The organism is Streptococcus sp. VT 162 (genome assembly GCA_000688775.2).
Classification (GTDB): Bacteria; Bacillota; Bacilli; order Lactobacillales; family Streptococcaceae; genus Streptococcus.
In genome coordinates this window covers 944,589-968,711 of the sequence record CP007628.2, presented here as the reverse complement: position 1 = coordinate 968,711, position 24,123 = coordinate 944,589, and the positions used below count along the sequence as shown (strand labels likewise).

22 protein-coding genes are annotated in these 24,123 nt (G+C 40.0%); 16 read left to right on the top strand and 6 right to left on the bottom strand.

Features of this window, described 5'->3' with window-relative positions; genetic code table 11:
* Positions 1-6: 6 nt before the first annotated feature.
* Positions 7-816 carry a haloacid dehalogenase gene (locus V470_04680; protein ID AHZ47726.1) on the bottom strand — a complete coding sequence of 270 codons (810 nt, stop codon included), beginning with the start codon at positions 814-816 and terminating at the stop codon, positions 7-9.
* Between the two features lie 146 nt (positions 817-962).
* Here V470_04680 and V470_04675 point away from each other — a divergent pair, with 146 nt between their 5' ends.
* From V470_04675 to V470_04655, 5 genes are all read left to right on the top strand, one after another.
* Positions 963-1,424, top strand: a complete 462-nt coding sequence (locus tag V470_04675; protein AHZ47725.1) for a MarR family transcriptional regulator — start codon at positions 963-965, stop codon at positions 1,422-1,424.
* On the top strand, positions 1,417-1,836 hold the full coding sequence (locus V470_04670; protein AHZ47724.1) for a hypothetical protein: 420 nt from the start codon (positions 1,417-1,419) through the stop codon (positions 1,834-1,836). Before V470_04675 ends, V470_04670 begins: the two co-directional genes overlap by 8 nt.
* Positions 1,837-1,942: 106 nt before the next feature.
* Positions 1,943-5,218 (top strand): ATP-dependent helicase, encoded by a 3,276-nt coding sequence (locus V470_04665; GenBank protein ID AHZ47723.1) that lies wholly within the window; start codon positions 1,943-1,945, stop codon positions 5,216-5,218.
* Complete coding sequence (locus tag V470_04660) at positions 5,215-8,868, top strand: ATP-dependent helicase (protein ID AHZ47722.1); 3,654 nt, start codon at positions 5,215-5,217, stop codon at positions 8,866-8,868. The genes V470_04665 and V470_04660 overlap by 4 nt, the downstream gene beginning before the upstream one ends.
* A gap of 123 nt (positions 8,869-8,991) precedes the next feature.
* On the top strand, positions 8,992-10,170 hold the full coding sequence (locus V470_04655) for a hypothetical protein (GenBank protein ID AHZ47721.1): 1,179 nt from the start codon (positions 8,992-8,994) through the stop codon (positions 10,168-10,170).
* A 33-nt stretch (positions 10,171-10,203) separates the two neighbouring features.
* Here V470_04655 and V470_04650 read toward each other — a convergent pair whose 3' ends face one another.
* Complete coding sequence (locus tag V470_04650) at positions 10,204-10,560, bottom strand: cell division protein (GenBank protein ID AHZ47720.1); 357 nt, start codon at positions 10,558-10,560, stop codon at positions 10,204-10,206.
* Positions 10,544-10,759, bottom strand: coding sequence for an AbrB family transcriptional regulator (locus V470_04645; protein ID AHZ47719.1), 216 nt, complete (start codon positions 10,757-10,759; stop codon positions 10,544-10,546). The genes V470_04650 and V470_04645 overlap by 17 nt, the downstream gene beginning before the upstream one ends.
* Positions 10,760-10,974: 215 nt before the next feature.
* On the opposite strand from V470_04645, the gene rbgA reads away from it, so the two are divergent.
* The 11 genes from rbgA to xerS all read left to right on the top strand — a co-directional run bounded on the left by rbgA (position 10,975) and on the right by xerS (position 19,823).
* Positions 10,975-11,826, top strand: coding sequence for a GTPase (rbgA, locus tag V470_04640; protein ID AHZ47718.1), 852 nt, complete (start codon positions 10,975-10,977; stop codon positions 11,824-11,826).
* On the top strand, positions 11,813-12,592 hold the full coding sequence (locus tag V470_04635; GenBank protein ID AHZ47717.1) for a ribonuclease HII: 780 nt from the start codon (positions 11,813-11,815) through the stop codon (positions 12,590-12,592). Before rbgA ends, V470_04635 begins: the two co-directional genes overlap by 14 nt.
* A 12-nt stretch (positions 12,593-12,604) precedes the next feature.
* Positions 12,605-14,155, top strand: coding sequence for a ribonuclease HII (locus V470_04630; protein AHZ47716.1), 1,551 nt, complete (start codon positions 12,605-12,607; stop codon positions 14,153-14,155).
* 51 nt (positions 14,156-14,206) lie between these two features.
* Positions 14,207-14,953, top strand: a complete 747-nt coding sequence (locus V470_04625) for a CAAX protease (GenBank protein AHZ47715.1) — start codon at positions 14,207-14,209, stop codon at positions 14,951-14,953.
* A gap of 150 nt (positions 14,954-15,103) precedes the next feature.
* Complete coding sequence (locus tag V470_04620) at positions 15,104-15,529, top strand: hypothetical protein (GenBank protein AHZ47714.1); 426 nt, start codon at positions 15,104-15,106, stop codon at positions 15,527-15,529.
* A 96-nt stretch (positions 15,530-15,625) separates the two neighbouring features.
* A complete protein-coding gene (locus V470_04615) occupies positions 15,626-16,048 on the top strand; it encodes a hypothetical protein (GenBank protein ID AHZ47713.1) in 423 nt (140 codons plus the stop codon).
* A gap of 223 nt (positions 16,049-16,271) precedes the next feature.
* On the top strand, positions 16,272-16,715 hold the full coding sequence (locus V470_04605; protein ID AHZ47712.1) for a hypothetical protein: 444 nt from the start codon (positions 16,272-16,274) through the stop codon (positions 16,713-16,715).
* Positions 16,715-17,968 (top strand): hypothetical protein, encoded by a 1,254-nt coding sequence (locus V470_04600; protein AHZ47711.1) that lies wholly within the window; start codon positions 16,715-16,717, stop codon positions 17,966-17,968. Before V470_04605 ends, V470_04600 begins: the two co-directional genes overlap by 1 nt.
* Positions 17,950-18,342: a hypothetical protein gene (locus tag V470_04595; GenBank protein AHZ47710.1), complete on the top strand. Its 393-nt coding sequence runs from the start codon at positions 17,950-17,952 to the stop codon at positions 18,340-18,342. The genes V470_04600 and V470_04595 overlap by 19 nt, the downstream gene beginning before the upstream one ends.
* The gene (locus V470_04590) at positions 18,323-18,613 is read left to right on the top strand and encodes a hypothetical protein (protein ID AHZ47709.1); all 291 of its coding nucleotides are present in this window, start codon (positions 18,323-18,325) and stop codon (positions 18,611-18,613) included. The genes V470_04595 and V470_04590 overlap by 20 nt, the downstream gene beginning before the upstream one ends.
* A 139-nt stretch (positions 18,614-18,752) precedes the next feature.
* Entirely contained in the window at positions 18,753-19,823 is a 1,071-nt protein-coding gene (xerS, locus tag V470_04585) for a site-specific tyrosine recombinase XerS (protein AHZ47708.1), read from the top strand.
* A gap of 73 nt (positions 19,824-19,896) precedes the next feature.
* Here xerS and V470_04580 read toward each other — a convergent pair whose 3' ends face one another.
* The 3 genes from V470_04580 to V470_04570 all read right to left on the bottom strand — a co-directional run bounded on the left by V470_04580 (position 19,897) and on the right by V470_04570 (position 23,874).
* Entirely contained in the window at positions 19,897-20,886 is a 990-nt protein-coding gene (locus V470_04580) for a lipoate--protein ligase (GenBank protein ID AHZ47707.1), read from the bottom strand.
* A gap of 195 nt (positions 20,887-21,081) precedes the next feature.
* Positions 21,082-22,767, bottom strand: coding sequence for a dihydrolipoyl dehydrogenase (locus V470_04575; GenBank protein ID AHZ47706.1), 1,686 nt, complete (start codon positions 22,765-22,767; stop codon positions 21,082-21,084).
* Positions 22,768-22,830: 63 nt separating this feature from the next.
* Positions 22,831-23,874 carry a dihydrolipoamide acetyltransferase gene (locus tag V470_04570; GenBank protein AHZ47705.1) on the bottom strand — a complete coding sequence of 348 codons (1,044 nt, stop codon included), beginning with the start codon at positions 23,872-23,874 and terminating at the stop codon, positions 22,831-22,833.
* Positions 23,875-24,123 lie beyond the last annotated feature (249 nt).

Here is a 24,123-nt window from a genome sequence, read left to right as displayed (position 1 = left end):
TCTCAATTATAAAATATACTTCTCAATGGCACGCGCAACGCCTTCTTCTTCATTGCTATCTGTAACGTCATTAGCAAGGGATTTGACATGGTCGCTGGCATTTCCCATAGCAATGCCAAGCCCTGCAAACTGAAGCATTTCGATATCGTTATTGGCATCGCCCATGGCCATAATTTCTGAGGGCTCGATCTTCAAAATCTCTGCTAGTCGAGAAAGAGCAGTAGCCTTAGTAGTCCCAAGTGGCATGGCTTCATAAATGACAGGCTGTGAACGAACTCCGCTAAATCGTTGGCAGAGTTCCTCAGCAAACCGCTGCTCAAAATCGTCTGTTTGCTCTTTTGTTCCTAAAAACATGCCTTGGAACATCCGATACTTGCCACTAGTCGCGTCCTCAAGGGAGATTTCAGTCAGGTCTGAAAAGACTAGCTTGGCATCATTTTGAACAATTTCATTAGGCTTGCCACCGAGGACAAAATAATGTTTCTCATCAAAAAGAGTTAACTGGACGTCGCTTTTTTCTGCTAGATCATAAAGGTATTCAATGTCGGCTGGACTGAGTTCTTGCCAGTCAACTAGACTCCAGTCACTGGTCTGGTGAGTTGAACAACCGTTATTAACAATGACATACTCATTCTGGAGGTCCAGTCCTAGTTTTTTATAGTAGGGAAGGACACCGAAAAGCGGGCGACCTGTACAGAGAACCAATTTGACACCTTTTTCAATGGCCTGGTGAATGGCAGTAATGTGGGCTTGTGGAATTTCCTTGGCTTCGTTAAGGAGGGTTCCGTCCATATCCAAGGCTAGTAGTTTAATCATAAGACTTCCTTTTCTAGGTGTTTTGCTTTTATTATAGCATATAGACTATGAAATGTCTGACAGAATAGTAACATTTGACTTTCCTTTTCTTGAAAAAGAAAATAAAATCTTATATAATATGTATACTTAATATTAAAGGAGAAAAAATGTCAAAGTATCACTTTAATTCAATTTACAAAAATGATGAAACAGAGTCCACAGGTCTTCTGTTCATCAAAGTCTACAACAAGTGGGAAAGCAACTTAAAAAGAGTCTTGAAATTAGTTGGTCTCACTCTGCCTCAATTTATCGTTTTGACTTCGCTCTTGTTTCTGAGCAATAGAGAGGAATATGTAACGCAAGTTGATATCGCTCGGTTCACTGGTATGGATGTCATGACGGTTTCCCAGATTGTTAGGCTACTGGAGAAGAAAGACTACATTAGACGCGATCAACACCCAAAGGATAGTCGGGCAAAACTGGTCTCAGTGACGAAGTCTGGCGCGGAGAAGGTCAATCAAGCTTTACCTTTAGTAGAAGGTGTTGATGAAGAATTTTTTAAAAAACTATCTAACGATAGAGAAGTTTTTAATCGTTTGTTAGTAGAGTTGGAGGATAAAAATGCCTAGATATTGGGTCGGAGTTGTTTCGAAGAACCATGTTTTAAGAGGAGTTGAAGGGAATTTTTGTCAGGTCTGTCATGGAAAGGGCGGCCCCTTAAACCGTATGAAAAAAGGAGACTATCTTTTATATTATAGCCCAAAATACGATATGAATGGTCAAGATAAGTTACAGGCTTTTGTGGCCGTAGGTAAAATTACAGATGACAAAGCCTATCAAGTAGAGCAGTTTGAAGGATTCTTTCCATTTAGACGAAATGTCGAGTATTATCAACCAGTCAAAGATTGCTTCATAGAAATAGCCAGACAACATCCTGAATGGAAAGACTATACTTCTCGACTTCGTTATGGGCATTTTGAAGTTTCCAAAGACTTTTTCCTCTATATTTTTCAGCATATGAAAGTGGATGATGGAGTATGATTGATTTCCTAGTTAAATGATTGTCAACTAAAATTTTGGATTTGGACTGTGAAGCGAACTTTGCTATAATAGAGTAAGAAACTTTGATAAACCAAACGAGGCAGAGATGAAATTACTTTATACTGATATTCGGACTTCTTTGACAGATATTTTAACCAGAGAGGCAGAAGAGCTAGTTGCTGCTGGCAAGCGGGTTTTCTACATCGCCCCCAACTCTCTTTCATTTGAAAAGGAACGCGCCGTGCTGGAATGCTTGTCCCAGCAGGCTTCTTTTGCGATTACCGTCACGCGTTTTGCTCAGATGGCTCGTTACTTAGTCTTGAATGATTTGCCAACTAAGACGAGTTTAGATGACATCGGGCTTGGGATGGCTTTTTATAAATGTCTTGCCGAACTCGATCCCAAGGACTTACGTGTTTATGGTGCAATTAAGCAGGATCCTCAATTTATCCAGCAGTTGATTGAACTTTATCATGAGATGACGACTGCTCAGATGAGCTTTTTGGACTTGGAAAGTCTGACAGATGAGGATAAGCGAGCAGATTTACTCTTGATTTTTGAGAAAGTAACAGCCTATCTCAATCAAGGTCAGTTGGCTCAGGGAAGTCAGTTATCTCATTTGATTGAGGCTATTGAGAATGACAAGGTAAGTAGTGATTTCAGTCAACTTGCCTTAGTCATTGACGGATTTACCCGTTTTTCTGCCGAGGAAGAGCGTGTAGTGGATCTACTCCACCGAAAAGGTGCCGAGATTGTCATTGGGGCCTATGCAAGCAAGAAAGCCTATATCAGTCCGTTCACTGAAGGGAATCTCTATCAAGCCAGTGTGGAATTTCTTCATCATTTGGGGGCAAAATACCAATCGCTTGCTCAGGATCGTTCTCAGACTCATGAGAAAATTGATAGTTTTGACAAGGCTTCTCGTTTGCTGGAGTCTTCTTATGACTTCTCAGAACTCGCTTTAGATGTCGATGAGAAGGACCGTGAAAATCTGCAAATCTGGTCCTGCTTGACGCAAAAAGAGGAGTTGGAATTAGTAGCCCGTAGCATTCGTCAGAAATTACATGACCATCCAGAACTGAGTTACAAGAATTTCCGTATTTTGCTGGGTGATGTGGCATCTTACCAGCTATCACTGAAAACTATTTTTGACCAGTACCAGATTCCTTTCTATCTTGGTAGAAGTGAATCCATGGCCCATCATCCTCTGACTCAGTATGTGGAGTCTATTTTACGTTTAAAACGTTACCGTTTCCGTCAGGAGGATTTGATTAATCTCCTCAGAACAGGTTTGTATACTGACCTTGGCCAAGCGGATATTGATGCTTTTGAGCAATATCTCCGCTATCTTGGCATCAATGGCTTGCCAGCTTTTCAGCAGACCTTTACCAAATCCCACCATGGAAAATTTGATTTAGAGCGTTTAAATTCTCTTCGTCTGCGAGTTTTGGCGCCACTTGAAACCTTATTTGCCAGTCGGAAGCAAAAGACTGAAAATCTCTTGCAAAAGTGGAATACTTTTCTAAAAAATGCTGCTTTAAGCAAGCAGATGCAAGAATTGACAGCTACTATGGAAACTCTAGAACAGGAAAGACAAGCCGAAGTTTGGAAGGCTTTCTGCCATGTTTTAGAACAATTTGCGACCGTTTTCGCTGGTACACAGGTTAGTCTAGAGGATTTCCTAGCCTTGCTCCATTCTGGAATGAGCTTATCCCAGTATCGTACCATTCCAGCAACTGTTGACACTGTTCTGGTGCAGAGTTACGATTTGATTGCACCTATGACCGCTGACTTTGTCTATGCCATTGGGCTGACTCAGGATCATTTGCCAAAAATTGCGCAAAACACCAGCCTGTTAACAGACGAAGAAAGACAAAGTCTAAACCAAGCAACTGAGGAGGGAGCGCAATTACTGATTGCAAGTAGTGAAAACCTCAAGAAAAATCGCTATACCATGCTTTCTTTAGTCAATGCTGCTCGTAAGCAGTTGATTTTGTCAGCTCCAAGTCTCCTCAATGAAAATGAGAGCAAGGAATCAGCCTATCTTCAGGAACTGGTGGGTTTTGGATTTAGCCGGTTAGAGAAGAAGATTCATCAAAAAAGTCTGTCTAAGGATGATATGGGTTCTTATCACAGTCTCTTGTCTAGTCTCGTTTCCTATCATCAGCAGGCGGGTTCTAGTGAAAATGAAGAAGATGTGACCTTTGTCAAGGTTCTAGCGCGTGTGATGGGGAAAAAACTTGATCAAAAAGGTCTTACAAATCCTGCACTCCCAACTAGCCCAAGCAGCAAACCATTAGAGAAAGAGACCTTGAAGGCTCTCTATCCAGCTGACAAGGAGTTTTACCTGTCTACGTCTGGTTTGACGGAGTTTTACCGCAATGAATACAGTTATTTCCTCCGTTATGTCTTAGGTTTGCAGGAAGAATTGCGCCTACGTCCTGATGCTCGCAGTCACGGGAATTTCTTGCATCGTATTTTTGAACGTGCCTTGAAACTCCCTGCTGAAAAACCATTTGACCAACGTTTGGAGCAAGCTATCAAGGAAACCAGTCAAGAACGGGAATTTGAAGCCATTTATCAAGAAAGTTTGGAAGCCCAGTTTACCAAGGAAGTTCTTCTTGATGTCGCTAGGACCACTGGCCACATCCTACGTCATAATCCAGCCATTGAAACCATCCAAGAGGAAGCAGCATTTGGTGGTAAAGATCAAGCCTTTATTCAATTGGATAATGGTCGGAGTGTCCATGTGCGAGGCAAGGTTGACCGCATTGACCGCCTGAAAGCTGATGGAGCGTTAGGAGTGGTAGACTACAAGTCTAGTTTAACTCAGTTCCAGTTTCCTCATTTCTTTAATGGGCTTAATTCCCAGTTGCCAACCTATCTTGCTGCCTTAAAAAGAGAAGGGGAGCAGAACTTTTTTGGCGCTATGTACTTGGAAATGGCTGAACCTGTCCAATCTTTATTAGCTGTTAAAAGTCTGGCAGGAGCAGTAGCAGAAGTTAGCAAGTCTATGAAATACCAAGGTCTCTTTTTAGAAAAAGAAAGTAGTCATTTGGGAGAGTTTTATAACAAAAACAAGGCTAATCAGCTGACAGACGAGGAATTCCAGCTCTTACTGGATTACAATGCCCATCTGTACAAAAAGGCAGCTGAGAAGATTTTACAAGGCCAGTTTGCCATCAATCCATACACAGAGAATGGCAGAAGTATTGCCCCGTACGTTCAGCAACACCAAGCCATCACTGGATTTGAAGCCAATTATCACTTAGGACAAGCACGTTTCCTAGAGAAGTTGGACTTAGCTGATGGCAAGCGTCTGGTTGGAGAAAAGCTCAAGCAAGCTTGGTTTGAGAAAATGAGAGAGGAGTTGAATCGATGAAGCCCATTTCCTTTTTAACTGAGGAAGAGATTCAAAAATTGCAAGAAGCAGAAGCGAGTTCGAACAAGGAACAAAAGAAAACAGCCGAGCAAATCGAAGCCATTTATACCGCAGGGCAAAATATCCTTGTTTCAGCGTCTGCTGGTTCAGGGAAGACCTTTGTTATGGCAGAGCGTATTCTGGACCAATTAGCACGTGGCGTGGAAATCAGCCAACTCTTTATCTCGACCTTTACCGTCAAGGCTGCTACTGAACTCAAAGAGCGCTTGGAGAAAAAAATCAGCCAACAAATCCAAGAAACCGATGATGTTGATCTCAAACAACACTTGGGACGTCAATTGGCAGATCTACCAAACGCTGCCATTGGAACCATGGACTCTTTCACACAAAAATTCCTTGGCAAACATGGCTATCTGATTGATATCGCACCGAACTTCCGTATTCTGCAAAATGAAAGTGAACAGTTACTCTTAAAGAACGAAGTTTTTCATCAAGTTTTTGAAGAGCATTATCAAGGTGAGAATAAAGAGAAATTTAGTAGTTTGGTGAAGAACTTTGCAGGGCGTGGCAAGGATGAACGAGGTCTGCGCCAACAAGTCTACAAAATCTATGACTTTTTACAATCCACCAGCAGTCCCCAAAAATGGCTGAACGAGTCTTTTCTCAAAGGGTTTGAAGAAGCTGACTTTGCAAAAGAGAAAGACAAACAAACCGAGCAAATTAAGCAGGTGCTTTGGGACTTGGAAAGTTACTTCCGTTATCATCTGGATAACGATGCCAAGGAGTTTCCAAAAGCTGCCTATTTAGAAGCTGTTCAACAGGTTTTGGATGAAATTAGCTCCTTAAATCAAGAGTCCGATAGCCAGGCTTATCAAGCTGTGCTTGCGCGTATTGTCGCCATCTCTAAGGAAAAAAATGGTCGAGCTCTGGCTAACTCCAGTCGTAAGGCCGATTTGAAACCACTGGCTGATGCCTATAACGATGAGAGAAAGGTCCAGTTTGCTAAACTAGGACAACTGTCAGACCAGATAACCATTCTCGACTATCAAGAGCGTTATCATGAAGATACCTGGGATCTAGCTAAAACCTTCCAAACCTTTATGAGTGATTTTGTGGAGGCTTATCGTGAACGTAAACGCCAAGAAAATGCCTTTGAATTTGCTGATATCAGTCATTACACCATTGAGATTTTAGAGAATTCACCGCAAGTTCGTGAGGCTTATCAGGAGCGCTTCCACGAAGTTATGGTCGATGAGTACCAGGATACCAACCACATTCAAGAACGAATGCTGGAATTGCTGTCGAATGGTCACAATCGCTTTATGGTGGGAGATATCAAGCAGTCCATCTACCGTTTCCGTCAGGCAGATCCCCAGATTTTCAATGAAAAATTTCAACGCTATGCGCAAAATCCTCAAGAAGGAAAGCTGATTTTGCTCAAGGAAAATTTCCGTAGTAGTTCAGAAGTGCTATCAGCAACCAACGATGTATTTGAACGTCTCATGGACCAAGAGGTCGGCGAAATCAACTATGATAGCATGCACCAGCTTGTTTTTGCCAACATCAAACTAACTCCCAATCCTGAGAACAAGGCAGAGTTTCTCCTCTACGACAAGGACGATAGTGGGCAAGAGGAGGAAGAGAGCCAAGCAGAAACGAAACTCACAGGAGAAATGCGCCTAGTTATCAAGGAAATCTTGAAGCTCCATCAAGAAAAAGGTGTAGCCTTCAAAGAAATTGCCCTTTTGACTTCCAGTCGCAGTCGTAATGACCAGATCCTCCTCGCTCTGTCAGAGTACGGAATTCCTGTCAAAACAGACGGGGAGCAAAACAATTATCTCCAATCCCTAGAAGTGCAAGTCATGTTGGACACCCTGCGAGTCATTCACAATCCTCTGCAAGACTATGCCTTGGTAGCCCTTATGAAGTCTCCTATGTTTGGTTTTGATGAGGACGAGTTGGCACGCTTATCCCTTCAGAAAGTAGAAGATAAGGTCCAAGAAAATTTCTATGAGAAACTTGTTAATGCTCAAAAACTCGCAACAAGTCAGAAAAACTTGATTCATAAATCTCTAGCGGAAAAATTAAATCAGTTCATGGATATTTTGGATTCTTGGCGCTTGTATGCCAAAACCCACTCTCTCTATGACTTGATTTGGAAGATTTACAACGACCGTTTTTACTATGACTATGTTGGAGCCTTGCCAAACGGACCTGCTAGACAGGCCAATCTCTATGCCCTAGCGCTACGTGCTGACCAGTTTGAAAAGAGCAATTTCAAAGGCTTGTCTCGTTTTGTTCGTATGATTGACCAAGTCCTAGAAGCCCAGCACGATCTCGCAAGCGTAGCCGTCGCACCGCCTAAAGATGCCGTGGAACTTATGACCATTCACAAGAGCAAAGGATTGGAATTTCCTTACGTCTTTATCCTCAATATGGATCAGGACTTCAACAAGCAAGACTCGATGTCAGACGTTATTCTCAGTCGTCAAAATGGGCTTGGTGTCAAATACATTGCCAACGTGGAAACAGGAGCAGTGGAAGCACACTATCCTAAAACCATTAAACTCTCTATTCCTAGCTTAACTTATACGCAGAATGAGAAAGAACTGCAACTGGCTAGCTATTCAGAGCAGATGCGTCTGCTGTATGTTGCCATGACGAGAGCTGAGAAAAAGCTCTATCTTGTCGGCAAGGGTTCTCGTGAAAAGCTAGAAGCCAAGGAATACCCAGCAGCAAATAACGGAAAATTAGATAGCAATACCAGACTGCAAGTAAGAAATTTCCAAGATTGGGTCTGGGCTATCAGTAAAGTATTTGCCAAGGACAATCTCAACTTTAGCTATCGTTTTATTGGTGAAGACCAGTTGACTAGGGAAGCTATTGGTCAGTTGGAAAACAAGAGTCCTCTCCAAGATAGTTCTCAAGCAGACAACCGCCAGTCAGAAACCATCAAAGAAGCTTTGGAAATGCTGAAAGATGTGGAAATTTATAATACTCTTCACCGCGCAGCCATTGAACTACCAAGTGTTCAAACCCCAAGCCAAATCAAGAAATTCTACGAACCCGTTATGGATATGGAAGGGGTAGAAATTACTAACCAAACTCCATCACCGGAAAAGCAAATCAGCTTTGATTTACCAGATTTTTCAACTAAAGAAAAGGTAACTGGATCTGAGATTGGTAGTGCCACTCACGAACTCATGCAGAGAATTGACCTCAGTCAGCAACCAACACTTGCTAGCTTGACAGAAACTCTCAAACAAGTTCAGACTAGTCCAGCTGTAAGAGACAAGATCAATCTTGCTAAAATCCTTGCATTCTTTGACACAGCACTTGGTCAGGAAATTCTTGCTAATACAGACCATCTTTATCGCGAGCAACCTTTCTCTATGCTCAAAAAAGATCAAAAGAGTCAGGAAGATTTTGTTGTTCGTGGGATCTTGGACGGCTATCTACTTTATGAGGACAGAATTATTCTTTTCGACTATAAGACAGACCGTTACGATCAACCAAGTCAACTCATAGACCGCTATCGTGGTCAGTTAGCCCTATACGGAGAGGCTTTATCACGAGCCTATTCGATTGAAAACATTGAAAAATACTTGATTTTGCTCGGTAAAGATGAGGTTCAAGTTGTAAAAGTATAATTTATACTCTTCGAAAATCAAATTCAAACCACGTCAGCTTCACCTTGCCGTACTCAAGTACAGCCTACGGCTAGCTTCCTAGTTTGCTCTTTAATTTTCATTGAGTATTAGAAAGGAGACCTCGTGACACTTCCAGTTAGAAAATCCCTGCACGATGCGGTTTTACAGGCTTCAAAAGCCGATACTTGGGATCAAGCTACCAAGGAATGGAATGAAGTTTCCTTGATCTTTAATGGCATTGGCCGTAGTAATTGTGTCTGCGGGAATGCCATAAAATACGCCTACGAACTCTTTAACGGAGTCACAGGCCAACGTCTTTTTCCTATCGGAAGCGACTGTGTTCGCCATTTTCATCGTATTAGCCTCGATCGGCAACTAGAAGAGGAAGAAAAACTACTCAGAAAAGTTGAAAATCTAACCAGAAAGGCTCAGAAAAAGGAAAAAATCAAGGTTAATAAAAGCGATTTTGACGAACGACTTCTAAAATGGTTTTGGGAGAAAGGTGTTTTCAAAGCCAATCGTGGCAATCAATTCGCACCTGAGAAAGATTACCAGCTTTTCCTAGAAGTCTTTCAAGGTGGAAGTTGGACCAAGGCAGATCCAAATAAGAAGGCTCGTATGGAAGAAGTGCTGGAAAAGTGTATCAAACCTTTTCTACTTGGTAAGACCGATGACCAACTCTACCTTGTCAAACTAGGCAAGGAGAAAATCGACTACGAGCAGCATCTACGGATTCAAGCAGAGAAAGAACGCAAGAAGAGAGATAAAATCGCCAAGCAATACGCTGACAACCTCATTCTTGCCATGGGACCTGCAGAACGAGCCTATCAAGATTACTTTGGCTTTACAGAAACCTTGACCCAAGAAGAACGAAAATGGGAAAAAATCCTCTTTGGTAAGAATAGAGAAGAACGGGCTATCAAGGCTAAACAAAACCAGAAAGAGCTGGAAAAAGATCAGCGGATTGCAAATCAAGATCCTATTGAACGAAAGCAGAAGCAGACTTGGCTTCTTAATTCCTATTTTCGTAATTTACCAGATGAAAAAGCCAGATTTTCTCGGCTTCTATTAGAATATCGAAAAAGTGGAGAAGTACTCTTTTCAGATGAATACTTATCTGAGCATCTCATCGATTTTTTCTACAAGATGAAAGCCTTTGAGTTTGAAATTGCACCAGAACAAGTCCGCGATTTTCTAAAAGAATGCCTTCAGGCAGAACATCTATCATCTGCACAAGAAAGTTGGACTAGAGGGATTCTCCTCAATTGTCTTCATCCGTTTTTAGATAGGTTACTCATATAGAAAAAATCCTACCTTGTCTATGCATGGTAGGATTTAAGTATCACCAAATATGTACTGGTAAAGTTGGACGACTTTCTGAAAACACTGCGTGTCCATTCTTGTTATTTTTTGAGCATTACGCATCCGAAAATCAAAGGTATACAGTTGAAATGGATTGACAGCGCCATCTACCTTGTCCGACGAGACAGGAACGAGCAAGCCTTTTTCTGCCAAACGACGTTGGCCGTGAGTGATAGGACAGACAGCCACAAAACCAGTTTGCAAGGCATATTCTCTCCTAGAAACTACCAAGGCAGGTCGCCGTTTCTGGATTTCTCGACCGACTGATGGATCAAAGTCCAGCCAAATGATATCCTGCTTTTCAGGAATATACTCAGATTTCGCTATCAAGTGACCTTACTCCTTCAAAATCATTTGTCATTCTCAAATCAGTAATCCCATCAAAAGGATCTTTCAGTTTTGGAGCTAAGACAATGACTCCGTCAATCCCTTTGTAGACGACCATTTCTTGACCTTCTGTCATCCCCAAATTTTTAGGAATGGTCACAGTGAGCGAATTCCCCACCTTCCGAGTCTTTACTGTATTCATTGCTCTACCTCCACGAATTAGTATACACTAAGTATATACCTGTTAGCAAAAAAAGTCAAGTAAATCCTGACTGGCATCAAGGATGTTTCGGACCAATACTATTTGTCGTTTATTGTGGTCAAAGCCTGTGCAAAAGTTCCTCATTTATGATAGAATAGGTAGTAAGAAAGAAAACGTTTTTACTACGTTTTTTTTAGTCGGAAGGGGAAAATATTATGGCTACTATTCAATGGTTTCCGGGCCACATGTCTAAGGCTCGGCGGCAAGTTCAGGAGAATTTAAAATTTGTTGATTTTGTGACGATTTTGGTGGATGCTCGGCTACCTTTATCTAGTCAAAATCCTATGTTAACCAAGATTGTAGGTGATAAACCTAAACTCTTGATTTTGAACAAGGCTGACCTAGCAGACCCAGCAATGACCAAAGAATGGCGTCAGTATTTTGAATCACAGGGAATCCAAACTCTGGCTATCAACTCCAAAGAGCAAGTGACTGTAAAAGTTGTGACGGATGCCGCTAAAAAGCTCATGGCTGATAAGATTGCACGCCAGAAAGAACGAGGTATCAAGATCGAAACCTTGCGGACCATGATTATCGGAATTCCAAATGCTGGTAAGTCAACTCTCATGAACCGTTTGGCTGGGAAAAAGATTGCAGTTGTCGGCAATAAACCAGGTGTTACTAAGGGGCAACAGTGGCTCAAAACCAACAAAGACCTTGAAATTTTAGACACACCAGGGATTCTCTGGCCTAAGTTCGAAGACGAAACCGTTGCTTTGAAACTAGCCTTGACTGGAGCAATTAAAGATCAACTACTCCCAATGGATGAAGTGACCATTTTTGGTCTCAATTATTTCAAAAAACATTATCCAGAAAAGCTAGCTGAACGCTTCAAACAAATGAAGATAGAAGAAGAAGCACCTGTTATCATCATGGATATGACCCGTGCTCTCGGTTTCCGAGATGATTACGACCGCTTTTACAGCCTCTTCGTCAAGGAAGTCCGTGATGGAAAGCTCGGTAACTACACCTTAGATACATTGGACGACATCGATGACGACGATTAAAGAAATCAAAGAACTTCTTGCCACTGTCAAAGAATTAGACAATCCCCTTTTTCTTGAACTGGAAAAGGATCCTCGTTCTGGGGTTCAAAAGGAAATCAGCAAACGTAAAAAAGCCATTCAGGCTGAACTGGATGAAGACCTTCGCCTGGAAACTATGCTTTCTTATGAAAAAGAACTTTATAAGCAAGGATTGACTCTAATTGCAGGTGTTGACGAGGTTGGCCGTGGTCCTCTTGCTGGACCTGTAGTCGCTGCAGCCGTTATCTTGCCGAAAAATTGTAAGATTAGAGGCCTCAACGATAGCAAGAAGATCCCCAAAAAGAAACATTTGGAAATTTATCATGCTGTTCAAGATCAAGCCTTGGCAATCGGTATTGGTATCATGGATAATCAGGTCATTGACCAAGTCAATATCTATGAAGCAACCAAGCTGGCCATGAAGGAAGCAATTTCCCAGGTCAGTCCGAAACCTGAGCACCTCTTGATAGACGCCATGAAACTGGAGTTGTCGATTCCCCAAACAGCAATCATCAAAGGAGATGCCAACTCTCTCTCAATCGCAGCTGCATCTATAGTAGCCAAGGTGACACGGGATGAATTGATGAAGGAATATGATCAGCAATATCCTGGATATGATTTTACAGCTAATGCAGGTTATGGAACAGCTAAACACCTAAAAGGACTAGAAAAACTAGGTGTCACCCCAATTCACCGAACCAGTTTTGAACCAGTCAAAACACTGGTTTCAACTAAGAAAGACAAGTAAGAGGAAATGATTATGGAGGAACAGTCAGAAACATTCAGTTCCAAGAAAGAATTTGCCTTTGCCTCAAGCACCATATTATCCCAAGTTGGGCGAGGAATCATTGTTGGACTCGTCGTCGGGCTAATCGTCGGATCCTTTCGTTTCTTAATCGAAAAGGGTTTCCATCTGATACAAGGACTCTATCAAGATCAAGCGCACTTAGTGCGCAATCTTTTTATCATTGGTCTATTTTATGTAATAGTTTGCTGGCTTAGTGCGAAACTAACTCGGTCAGAAAAAGATATCAAGGGTTCAGGAATTCCTCAAGTCGAAGCCGAACTAAAGGGACTCATGACTCTTAACTGGTGGAGTGTTCTCTGGAAGAAATATGTATTAGGAATTCTTGCTATTGCCAGTGGGCTCATGCTAGGTCGAGAAGGGCCAAGTATTCAACTTGGAGCAGTTGGTGGTAAAGGTATTGCCAAGTGGCTCAAATCTAGCCCAGTAGAGGAACGTTCCCTGATTGCCAGTGGAGCTGCTGCAGGTTTAGCCGCTGCCTTTAATGCACCAATTGCAGGTCTCCTCTTTGTTGTAGAAGAAGTCTATCACCATTTTTCCCGCTTTTTTTGGGTCTCAACTCTAGCAGCCAGTCTCGTAGCAAACTTTGTCTCACTACTCATATTTGGCCTAACACCCGTACTGGATATGCCAGACAACATTCCTCTCATGACCCTAGACCAGTATTGGATTTACCTCCTTATGGGAGTTTTTCTCGGGCTTTCTGGTTTTCTCTATGAGAAAGCTGTACTCAATGTTGGTCGAATTTATGACTGGATTGGTCAAAAAATTCATTTGGATAGAGCTTATTATCCAATCCTAGCCTTTATCCTTATCATACCAGTCGGGATTTTCTTGCCACAAATTCTTGGTGGTGGAAATCAGCTGGTTCTTTCCTTAACTGAGCAAAATTTTAGTTTCCAAGTTCTATTAGCTTACTTTTTGATCCGCTTTGTTTGGAGTATGATTAGTTATGGAAGTGGCCTCCCAGGAGGAATTTTCCTACCCATTTTGGCGCTTGGTTCCTTACTTGGTGCCCTAGTTGGTGTCATTTGTGTGAATATTGGACTTGTCAGTCAGGAGCAATTTCCTATATTTGTTATTTTAGGAATGAGTGGCTACTTTGGGGCAATTTCCAAGGCTCCCTTAACTGCCATGATCCTCGTAACTGAGATGGTAGGGGACATTCGAAACCTCATGCCACTTGGCTTAGTGACATTGGTGGCATACATCGTCATGGATCTACTCAAGGGTGCTCCAGTCTATGAGGCCATGCTCGAAAAAATGCTGCCAGAAGAAGCGACAGATGAAGGAGAAGTCACCCTCATTGAAATCCCTGTATCAGATAAAATAGCAGGAAAACAGGTTCACGAACTCAACTTGCCACATAACGTACTCATCACCACCCAAGTCCATAATGGCAAAAGCCAAACAGTTAACGGATCAACTAGAATGTATCTTGGTGATATGATTCACCTAGTGATTCCAAAAAGTGAAATTGGAAAAGTCAAAGATTTGTTGTTGTAAGTTTTGTTTACATAATTTATTTTACGCAAAACATTATCGAAAGGATTCTCTATGAAAAGAAATAAGGCAATTGCGGTATATTTGCTAGGCACATTTAGCCAAATGATATCAGTTTGTCTCCTTTTCTTTCTCTTGAATCATTTTTCTATTCATTCCAATCTATTAACTATTTTAGGAATCATTCTAGGTGGGATTTCTTCAGCGCTTTGGGGAATAATTGTTGCAAATCACTATTTTCATATTCATTTTAAGAAGATTGTAAACGATTTTTTTAACATTCATACCAGTTACAAACATTATTTATTATCTTTTTTCCTTATTGTCCTTGATTTTTCTTTTCTAATGTTTGGTGGGAAAATAGTAGAATTTAGCTGGTATCTCCCATTTTTGATGTTCTTCAAATTTATTTTCTTTGGTGGTATAGAAGAGATTGGATGGCGATATGTCTTTCAACCAATTTTACAAGAAAAGTTGCCATATTTTTACTCAACAATCCTAACCTTTTTCAGCTGGGCAATTTGGCATTTGTTGTTCTTTTACATAGATGGTTCCCTTGCAACACTGCAAATTCTACCGTTTTTATTTGGATTGCTGACGAATTCTTTCATACTCTCAGCTCTTTATAACAAAACAAAGAATCTCTGGATTTGCGTTATGACACATTCGATCATTAATGTCTTGTCTCAGCTAACCATAGACACTGATCGATCTGAAACCTACCTGCTTAAAATCTTCATCATCTTGGTATCCTGCTATATGGTAATACATAAAAAAGATGAGTATAATCGGTATAAATAAAATTAAATATAAACCTTCAAAACCAAATCAAAAAAGATTTGGTTTTTTAAGAATTAGAAATCTAATTTTCAGTATATAGTATGATTTTTACCCCTACTTTGTAAAGAATGATTAGAATATTGTATAATAAGAAAAAGGAGAAAAGCATAAATGAATAATTCTGGAATTAAAAAAAGTCATACAAGAATACTAATCATTTTGTTACTCGCAACCATCACAGCAGGAGCTATTTTTATGTTTAGTTTGTTAGGAAAATCGCAAGAAGAACATCGTAATAGAGAGTATGAAGTTAGTTTGGTGAATGCCTTAAAGAATTCCTATGAAGGGATTGAAGAGATTAAAATTTCTAATCCAGAATACACAAGCCCTCCTGGTTCGTGGTCTTGTGATGTCGAAATTAAATTTAAAGATGAAAGAACTCTTTCATATGGAATTAATCATCATTTAAACTATAAAACCAATTATGGTGGCCGTCAAGAAACAAACGAAGATTGGCAGTATTTAGAAACTCATAGAGGGAAAACTTTAAAGTCAGTGAGAATTACTTATTCTGATAGCGAGCAAGGAGAACTATGATGAATTTCCATTATACTGATGAATAATTTAAACCAAGATTATGCTGTTTATAGTGTGAACGAAAAGTCTTCAAGGAGAAAAAGGAGAAAAGCTTAAATGAATATTTCCAGCAATAAAAAAAGATATATAAGACTACTAATCGTTTTGTTACTCATAGCCATCACAGCAGGAGCTATTTTTATGTTTAGGTTGTTAGGGAAGTCTCAAGAAGAACGTCGAAATAGAGAATATGAAGTAAGTCTGGTTAATGCCTTAAAGAATTCATATGAAGGGATAGAAGAAATCAAAATTTCCAATCCAACATATACGAACCCTCCTGGTGACTGGTCTTGTAAGGTTGATATTTTGTTTGAAGATGGGGAAAAAATATTCTATGGAATTCCACATAACTTAGATGAGATAGAAAATTACAATGGTCGTATGACTTATGGACAGCGAGATTTTCTTAACCGAAGAAAAGGAATAACAACTAATACAGTTACGGTTACATACTCTAACAAAGAAAGAGGGGAACAGTAATGGTATTTAATTATACAGAAAAACAACTTAATGAATTAAACCATGGGAAGAATGTATACAGTGTCAATGCTGAATATGCTGAGAAAAAGAGGAAATGATAATGAGTAAAAACAGATTAAGAAAAAGCTATAAACCATTATTCATAGTTTTGGCTTGATTTTCTCTATTCTACTGTTATTTATCTTTAAATTATAGTAGAATAGAGAAAAGGAGAAAAGCTTAAATGAACAATTCCAGCACTAAAAAAAATCACAAAAGATTACTAATCGTTTTGTCACTCGCAATTATCACAGCAGGAGGTATATTTATGTTTAGCATGTTAGGGAAGTCTCAAGAGGAACGTCGGAATAGAGAGTATGAAGTTAGTTTGGTGAATGCTTTAAAAAATTCTTACCAAGGGATTGAGGAGATTAAGATTACGGAACCTTATTATAGTGAGAAACCAGGATCATGGTCTTGTGATATTGAAATAAAGTTCAGTGATAATCAAATGATAACTTATGGAATTAATCACAGATTAACTTATAAAGAAAACCACGATGGCCTTATGAAAGGAAATACTGATGAAGAAATTAATCAACAATGGTTAAAACTAAAAAAACACATTGGTAAAACAGAATCTACTGTATTAGTGCAATATTCAAATGGTGAAACAGGAGAACAATAATGACATTTAATTATACTGATAATCAATTGAATAATTTAAATCAAGATTTTGCTGTTTATAGTGTTAATAAAGAATTTTCAGATAGAAATAAAAAGAAATTTGTGACAGCTATTCCAAAAAATGAAAATGAAACCAACACTATAACCACCTCCGATGGTCAAGAATTCCGTGTTGTTGCCACTAAGTCTGACATTGAAACAGGTTTTGATGGGCTGGCAGTTGCACCTATTGTTAACGGCAAACCAGATTATAAAAATGTAGCTGTGATTGCTGCTGGAACGGACCCTGATAGTCCTGTGAATAAAAGTATGTTTGTTTCACGTGATGTCAATAGTGCGATAATTGCAAAAAAAATGTATTTATCACCACAATATAAGGTTGCAGATCAATTTGTTAAAGAAATTATGGATGATCCCAGATATGAAGTTAGCCAACTATCTGGCTATTCACAAGGATCTTACATGCTGAAGGTGGGAGCTAAATACCACATACCTACAACTACATTTAATGCTTGGTTTAAATACGGTGCGCTCACACTGGAAGAAAAAGCATTTATTGAAAATAATCCAGCTATGTTTATTGATTACCGTAGAAAACATGATGACGTAGTACGTTGGAATGATTTCAATCACCCTGAATGGTATTCTGGTATAACTGACTCTATGCCTAGTACGATTCACTGGCTTGATGGTTCGAGTCATAAAATTGGTGACTGGGAGTTTGATCCTGCAACTGGTCAACTTGTAGATGGCAAAGGAGGGAAACCCTTAATCAGTGGCGTTTATCGAGCCTATGCCAACAGTCTCCGAGGAATGGCTCATTACAAGGACTTGAAATCAAAATGGTCATCAGGTGGTATTAGTAGTTCTGAGGAAATATACTTAGATGCAGCTCAAGGTTCTATCCTATCATCATCTATGGCTACAGCAGCAAGAACTGGAGCTGATGAAGTGAGCGCCTTAGCCAAAAAAGCCAATCAAGAATTACAAGAAATTTGGTCAAAAATCGATTTTACAAGCTACACAGCATTAGCTCCCTATGAGGTTGATGCCATTTTTGCTAGTCAAGGTATTACTCAAGCACAGTTTATCGATACGTTTCAGACAGAGACAAATCAAACAGCTACTAAGATGAATGCTTCCGCCCAAGCATTTGAACAGTTAGACAAACAATTACAGAATGTCATTGAAAAAACAGTAGCAACAGACACACAATTTGCCAAGGAGTTCAGACAATGGAAAGAAAAGATGTGAAATGGGAGGAAATTAGAGAGAAAGAGAGAGAACTGTTTAATCTAGAAGAACAATATTATCAACAAAAGAAAGAACTCGATGATAAAGCACTCGATTTAAACGAACGAAATGCAAATTTAGAAAAACTGATGTCTGATGAAGTTGATAAAATGTATCAAGTCTTGAGAAAATTTTCATCAACTGCTGATGATGTTAGAGACTACTTTACAGAAATAGAAAATCTGAGACACTTTTCGGAACAAGTATACCGAGAACATAGAATTAAACTCGAAAATGAGAGAGAAAAAAACGATAACGAGTTTCGCAAAAAAAGAAATGAATTAGAGGAAGAATTTCACAAACTAAGGAGAGATTATGCAAGCACCAATGAATGAATACTACACAGATGAAGAATATCAATATGCACTGAAACAAATGTATCGAATGATGGAAAGAAACCGAATCATTGCGGAAGCAAAGATAGCAATAACAGCAAAAAATAAATTAAAAGAAAACTTTAGTAAGACAGCTAAGAAAATTGCTACAGAAACCAAATCAACTATCACAAGCATAAACAGCCAAATGGACACTGCAATACGAGGAAAAGTTCGCAAGAGTCTTGAAGAAAAGATTCCTAATATGTTACTCAAGTATGATGAAATTTAATAAAATGGTTCAGAGTGAATGGGATAAAGTTAGATATTTTAAAAGTTTCTTATATCATCTTTCCGAAAAACTATAATTTTCTTGAAAAATATATGAGTCTATGCTATACTACTAGTAGACTTAATTATGGAGAAAATACATGAAACGTGAGATTTTACTGGAACGAATCGACAAACTAAAACAAATCATGCCATGGTATGTTCTGGAATACTACCAATCCAAGCTTGCTGTTCCCTACAGTTTTACAACCTTGTACGAATATCTCAAGGAATACGATCGATTTTTCAGCTGGCTTTTGGAGTCTGGTATTTCAAATGTTGATAAAATGTCTGACATTCCTTTATCAGTCTTGGAAAATATGTCTAAGAAAGATATGGAATCCTTTATCCTGTATCTACGTGAACGACCTTTGCTGAATGCCAATACAACCAAGCAAGGTGTCTCTCAGACAACCATCAATCGCACCTTGTCAGCACTTTCCAGTCTTTATAAGTATCTAACAGAGGAAGTTGAAAACGACCAAGGGGAGCCTTATTTCTATCGTAATGTAATGAAGAAAGTTTCAACCAAGAAAAAGAAAGAAACACTTGCTGCCAGAGCTGAAAACATCAAGCAAAAACTCTTTCTAGGTGATGAAACAGAAGGTTTTCTGACTTATATCGACCAAGAGTACCCACAACAACTCTCAAATCGCGCTCTCTCGTCATTTAATAAGAATAAAGAACGTGATTTGGCCATTATTTCCCTTCTCTTGGCATCTGGTGTTCGCTTATCTGAAGCTGTTAACCTGGACCTAAGAGACCTTAATCTCAAAATGATGGTCATTGATGTCACTCGAAAAGGGGGGAAACGTGATTCTGTCAATGTCGCTGCTTTTGCTAAGCCTTACCTAGAGAATTATCTAGCCATTCGAAATCAACGTTATAAGACGGAAAAGACGGATACAGCACTCTTTCTGACCTTATATCGTGGTGTTCCCAATCGTATCGATGCTTCCAGTGTTGAAAAAATGGTTGCTAAGTACTCTGAGGACTTCAAAGTGCGTGTAACTCCCCACAAACTACGCCATACCCTGGCGACTAGGCTCTATGATGCTACTAAATCGCAAGTTTTGGTTAGCCATCAGCTAGGTCACGCTAGTACACAAGTCACTGACCTCTATACCCATATCGTCAATGATGAACAAAAGAATGCTTTAGATAGTTTATGATTGTTACATATTATAAATTATGTAAATTTATATTCAAAAAAGAAGCTGGTTATATAACCAGCTTCTTTTCTTTTTACCCCACTACTGCTTCAGCGATTTCTTCACGGCTAATTCCAGCAAAGTAGCGTGTGATGTCAATAGTTTCTAGAGCTTTAAGAACATCTTCGCGTTCGTATTTCACACCACGAAGGACATCTTCTACAGCTACAACGTCTTCGATACCAAAGAAGTCTCCATAAATCTTGATATCTTGGATTTTTGATTCAATGACGTTGGCAAAAACTTCAACCTTACCACTGGTGAATTTTGTTCCACGACGGACGTTAAATTCAGGTGATTTACCATAGTTCCAGTCCCAAGTAGCGAACTTGGTATCCTTGATGCGATTGATTTCCGCCATTTCTTCTTCTGAAAAGACGTATTCAGTCATCTCTGGGTACTCTTTTTTCATGTATTCCAATAGCAAATCTCGGAATTCTTCAACTGTGATTTTTTCTGGCAATTCATTGACAATATTGGTTACACGGGCACGGACGGATTTCACACCTTTTGATTCAAATTTATCTTTTGAAACCTTGAGGGCGTTAGCAAGGACTGACAAATCAACGTCAAAGAGCAAGCAACCGTGGTGCATGATACGGCCATTGATATAGGCTTGGGCATTTCCACAGAATTTCTTGCCATCAATTTCAAGGTCGTTACGGCCTGTGAACTCAGCTTTAACGCCTAGTTGAGCTAAGGTATTGATAACTGGAGTTGAAAAGCTCTTGAAGTCAAAGGCCTTGTTTTCATCTTCTTTTGAAATGATGGTGTAGTTGAGGTTATTTAAATCGTGATAAACAGCTCCACCACCACTGATACGGCGGACTACCTCAATACCATTTTCGCGAACATAATCACGATTGATTTCTTCGATAGTGTTCTGGTGACGACCAACAATGATAGAAGGTTTGTTAATCCAAAGAAGGAAGATTTGATCCTCATCTAGTAAGTGTTTAAAGGCATATTCTTCCAAGGCGATATTAAAAGCAGTGTCGTTTGAATGATTGATAATGTATTTCATAGTATTTCCAAAAATTTAGTTTTTAAATTCTGTTCATAGCAATCAAATTTTCTAAAGTGGTAAAAAGAAATGTAACGTGTTATCGTTACATTTCTCGGAAAAATTGAGACAAGAGGCTCAATTTTTAGGCATGGAACTCTAATAGAGGTCGCTGCCGTCCGTACTACTTTAAGAAAATTTAGTTGAAAATCTTATTTATTTTTTCTTAGGTGAATGGATAGCCATTCCTAGAACATCCGCAAATGCTTCGTACATCACTTCAGAGTAGGTTGGGTGTCCGTGGATGGTCTTCAGCATTTCCTCAACAGTGATTTCCATTTCGATAATGCTTGATGCCTCGTTGATTAATTCTGCGGCTGCAGGACCAATGATGTGCACACCAAGGATTTCTCCGTATTTCTTATCTGCAATGACTTTTACGAAACCTTGAGCCGCATCTGATGCAATAGCACGGCCGTTCGCAGCAAAGTTGAATTTACCGATAGCAACATCGTATTTCTCACGAGCTTGTTCTTCAGTTAGACCTACTGCTGCTACTTCAGGAAGAGTATAGATGGCTGCAGGAGTCAAGTTCAATTTGGCAACAGCATGATTTCCTTTGAGGGCATTTTCAGCGGCAACTTCACCCATGCGGAAAGCTGCGTGCGCCAACATCTTAGTACCATTGATATCACCTGGTGCGTAGATTCCTGGAACAGAAGTTTCCATGTATTCATTGACCTTGATGCGTCCACGGTCCAATTCAAACTCAACATCGCCAATTCCTTCAAGGTCTGGTACACGACCGATTGAAAGAAGAGCTTTGCTTGCGATGATATCATCTTTTCCTTCAACCTTGATACGAAGTTGACCATTTTCCTCGATGATTTCTTGCAATTTTGTACCTGTCAAGATAGTCATACCTTTACGTTCCAAAATCAAGCGAAGATTCTTAGAAACTTCCGCATCCATAGCTGGAACGATACGGTCCATCATTTCGATAACAGTTACTTTTGAACCAAATGTCATGAAGGCCTGACCGAGTTCGATACCGACAACCCCACCACCGATGATTACGAGGCTTTCTGGAACTTCATTCATTTCAAGGATATCGTCACTTGTCATCACGAGTGATGATTCCATACCAGGAACGTTGATCTTGCTGACTTTTGAACCACCAGCAAGGATGATTTTCTTGGTTTCAAGCAATTCAGAATCATCTACCAAGACATTCTTGTCTTTAGTGATTGTACCAACACCCTTATGAACAGTAACTCCGTAGCTACGAAGAAGGCCCGCAACACCACCTACCAAGGTATTGACAACTTTAGATTTAGTTTCTAAAAGTTTGTCCATATCAACAGTGAAGTTTGGATTTTCGATGACGATACCACGGTTTGCTGCATGACCGATGTTTTCGATGATTTCAGCATTGTGAAGGTAGGTCTTGGTTGGAATACAGCCACGGTTCAAGCAGGTTCCACCGAGTTCAGATTTTTCAACAAGGGCAACCTTACCACCAAGTTGGGCAGCTTTAATGGCTGCTACATATCCAGCAGGACCTCCACCAATCACAACGATATCAAAGGCATCATCGCTCTTGCCATCGTCGTTTGAGGCACTAACTGCAGGCGCTGGGCTAGCTTCTGGAGCAGCCGCTCCAGCTGTTGAGATGTTTTCCCCTTCTTCACCAAGGTAACCGATAACTTCCGTTACAGGGACAGTTTCACCATCTCCTTTGAGGATGGCAATCAAGTATCCATCTTCTTCGGCTTCCAATTCCATGCTGACTTTGTCAGTCATGATTTCCAAAAGGATTTCTCCTTCTTTTACAAATTCTCCGACTTTTTTATTCCATTGGACGATTTGTCCTTCTGTCATATCCACGCCGGCTTTTGGCATAATTACTTCTAAGGCCATGTCTTACTTCCTTTATCTATATCTCTAAAAATAAATACTGTATTTTTAAACCAACATTGAGATTGGGTTCTCAATTAAGGTTTTCAAGTCTTTCATAAACTTAGCACCAGCCATACCATCTACAACACGGTGGTCAATGGTTAATCCAAGGCTCATGATAGGGCGAATGACAATCTCACCATTGACAACTACAGGTTTTTCAACTGTTGAGCTAACCCCGAGGATAGCTGAGTTTGGTTGGTTAATAATCGGACCAAAGGACTGAACGCCAAACATTCCCAAGTTACTAATTGTGAAGGTTGAATTTTGCAGTTCGCTTGGAGCCAATTTACCATCCAAGGTACGACCAATTACATCCTTAAAGGCAACAACCAACTCTGACAAACTCATTTTTTCAGCATTATAGACAACAGGTGTCATCAATCCATTATCCATACCAACTGCCATCGCAAGGTTGACATAGTTATGAGTGATAATGGTCTTGCCGTCTTCTGTCAATGAAGCGTTGATGTATGGGTGTTTCATCAATGTTTTCACAACAGCGAGTGAAAGAAGGTCTGTTACAGTAGTCTTCTTACCAGTCGCTTCCATAATCGGATCAAGAACCTTCTTACGAAGGGCCAGCATTTCAGTCATATCAACTTCATAGTTGAGTGTGAAAGTTGGCGCAGTTAGGTAAGATTCAACCATACGTTGCGCGATAACCTTACGCATTGGTGTCATTGGAATACGCTCAATCTCACCATAAGGAGTGATAGTGTCTGGGACTTCTTCCACTTTTTCAATCTGAGCAGGAGACTTGATAGTATCGTTTTCGATATTTTCAGGAAGTAAGGCCAAAACGTCCTTCTTCATGATTTTACCACGATGACCTGTTCCTTGGATTTCCTGCCAAGCAATGTTATGTTCGAGGGCAATTCGTTTTGCAAGTGGCGAAATGCGAACCACATTTGTGTCTTTATAAGTTTCCACGTCTTCTTTGTGGACACGACCGTTTGCACCTGAGCCAGAAACGTCGTAGAGGTTGATCCCTAGATCATTCGCTAACTTTCTAGCCGCAGGAGTCGCTCTTAGCTTGTCATCAGCCATGACCTCTCCAATTCTATACTAAGATATTTAGGACGAAGAGGGCAATGAAAAAATAGGAGATTGACGATGTGTTCGATGAACACAAGGAAATCTATCTTTTTTTCACAGACCTCAGTCCGAATTCAATTACATGATACTAAGGGCGTCAAAAGCGACTGAAAAATAGGAAATCGACGCTGGCTTCGATGAAGCCAAGGAGATTTATCTTTTTTCCGAGCTTTTAGCCCGTGTTCAACTCTACAAGTAACT

Excerpts from the sequence above, each read along its gene's own strand:
- V470_04630 (AHZ47716.1), top strand. The coding sequence starts at position 12,605 with ATGGAGGAACAGTCAGAAACATTCAGTTCCAAGAAAGAATTTGCCTTT.
- rbgA (AHZ47718.1), top strand. The coding sequence starts at position 10,975 with ATGGCTACTATTCAATGGTTTCCGGGCCACATGTCTAAGGCTCGGCGG.
- V470_04645 (AHZ47719.1), bottom strand. The coding sequence starts at position 10,759 with ATGAATACAGTAAAGACTCGGAAGGTGGGGAATTCGCTCACTGTGACC.
- V470_04570 (AHZ47705.1), bottom strand. The coding sequence starts at position 23,874 with ATGGCTGATGACAAGCTAAGAGCGACTCCTGCGGCTAGAAAGTTAGCG.
- V470_04620 (AHZ47714.1), top strand. The coding sequence starts at position 15,104 with ATGAATAATTCTGGAATTAAAAAAAGTCATACAAGAATACTAATCATT.
- V470_04615 (AHZ47713.1), top strand. The coding sequence starts at position 15,626 with ATGAATATTTCCAGCAATAAAAAAAGATATATAAGACTACTAATCGTT.
- V470_04675 (AHZ47725.1), top strand. The coding sequence starts at position 963 with ATGTCAAAGTATCACTTTAATTCAATTTACAAAAATGATGAAACAGAG.
- V470_04590 (AHZ47709.1), top strand. The coding sequence starts at position 18,323 with ATGCAAGCACCAATGAATGAATACTACACAGATGAAGAATATCAATAT.
- V470_04625 (AHZ47715.1), top strand. The coding sequence starts at position 14,207 with ATGAAAAGAAATAAGGCAATTGCGGTATATTTGCTAGGCACATTTAGC.
- V470_04580 (AHZ47707.1), bottom strand. The coding sequence starts at position 20,886 with ATGAAATACATTATCAATCATTCAAACGACACTGCTTTTAATATCGCC.
- V470_04665 (AHZ47723.1), top strand. The coding sequence starts at position 1,943 with ATGAAATTACTTTATACTGATATTCGGACTTCTTTGACAGATATTTTA.
- V470_04670 (AHZ47724.1), top strand. The coding sequence starts at position 1,417 with ATGCCTAGATATTGGGTCGGAGTTGTTTCGAAGAACCATGTTTTAAGA.
- V470_04595 (AHZ47710.1), top strand. The coding sequence starts at position 17,950 with ATGGAAAGAAAAGATGTGAAATGGGAGGAAATTAGAGAGAAAGAGAGA.
- V470_04600 (AHZ47711.1), top strand. The coding sequence starts at position 16,715 with ATGACATTTAATTATACTGATAATCAATTGAATAATTTAAATCAAGAT.
- V470_04680 (AHZ47726.1), bottom strand. The coding sequence starts at position 816 with ATGATTAAACTACTAGCCTTGGATATGGACGGAACCCTCCTTAACGAA.
- V470_04575 (AHZ47706.1), bottom strand. The coding sequence starts at position 22,767 with ATGCCAAAAGCCGGCGTGGATATGACAGAAGGACAAATCGTCCAATGG.
- V470_04660 (AHZ47722.1), top strand. The coding sequence starts at position 5,215 with ATGAAGCCCATTTCCTTTTTAACTGAGGAAGAGATTCAAAAATTGCAA.
- xerS (AHZ47708.1), top strand. The coding sequence starts at position 18,753 with ATGAAACGTGAGATTTTACTGGAACGAATCGACAAACTAAAACAAATC.
- V470_04605 (AHZ47712.1), top strand. The coding sequence starts at position 16,272 with ATGAACAATTCCAGCACTAAAAAAAATCACAAAAGATTACTAATCGTT.
- V470_04635 (AHZ47717.1), top strand. The coding sequence starts at position 11,813 with ATGACGACGATTAAAGAAATCAAAGAACTTCTTGCCACTGTCAAAGAA.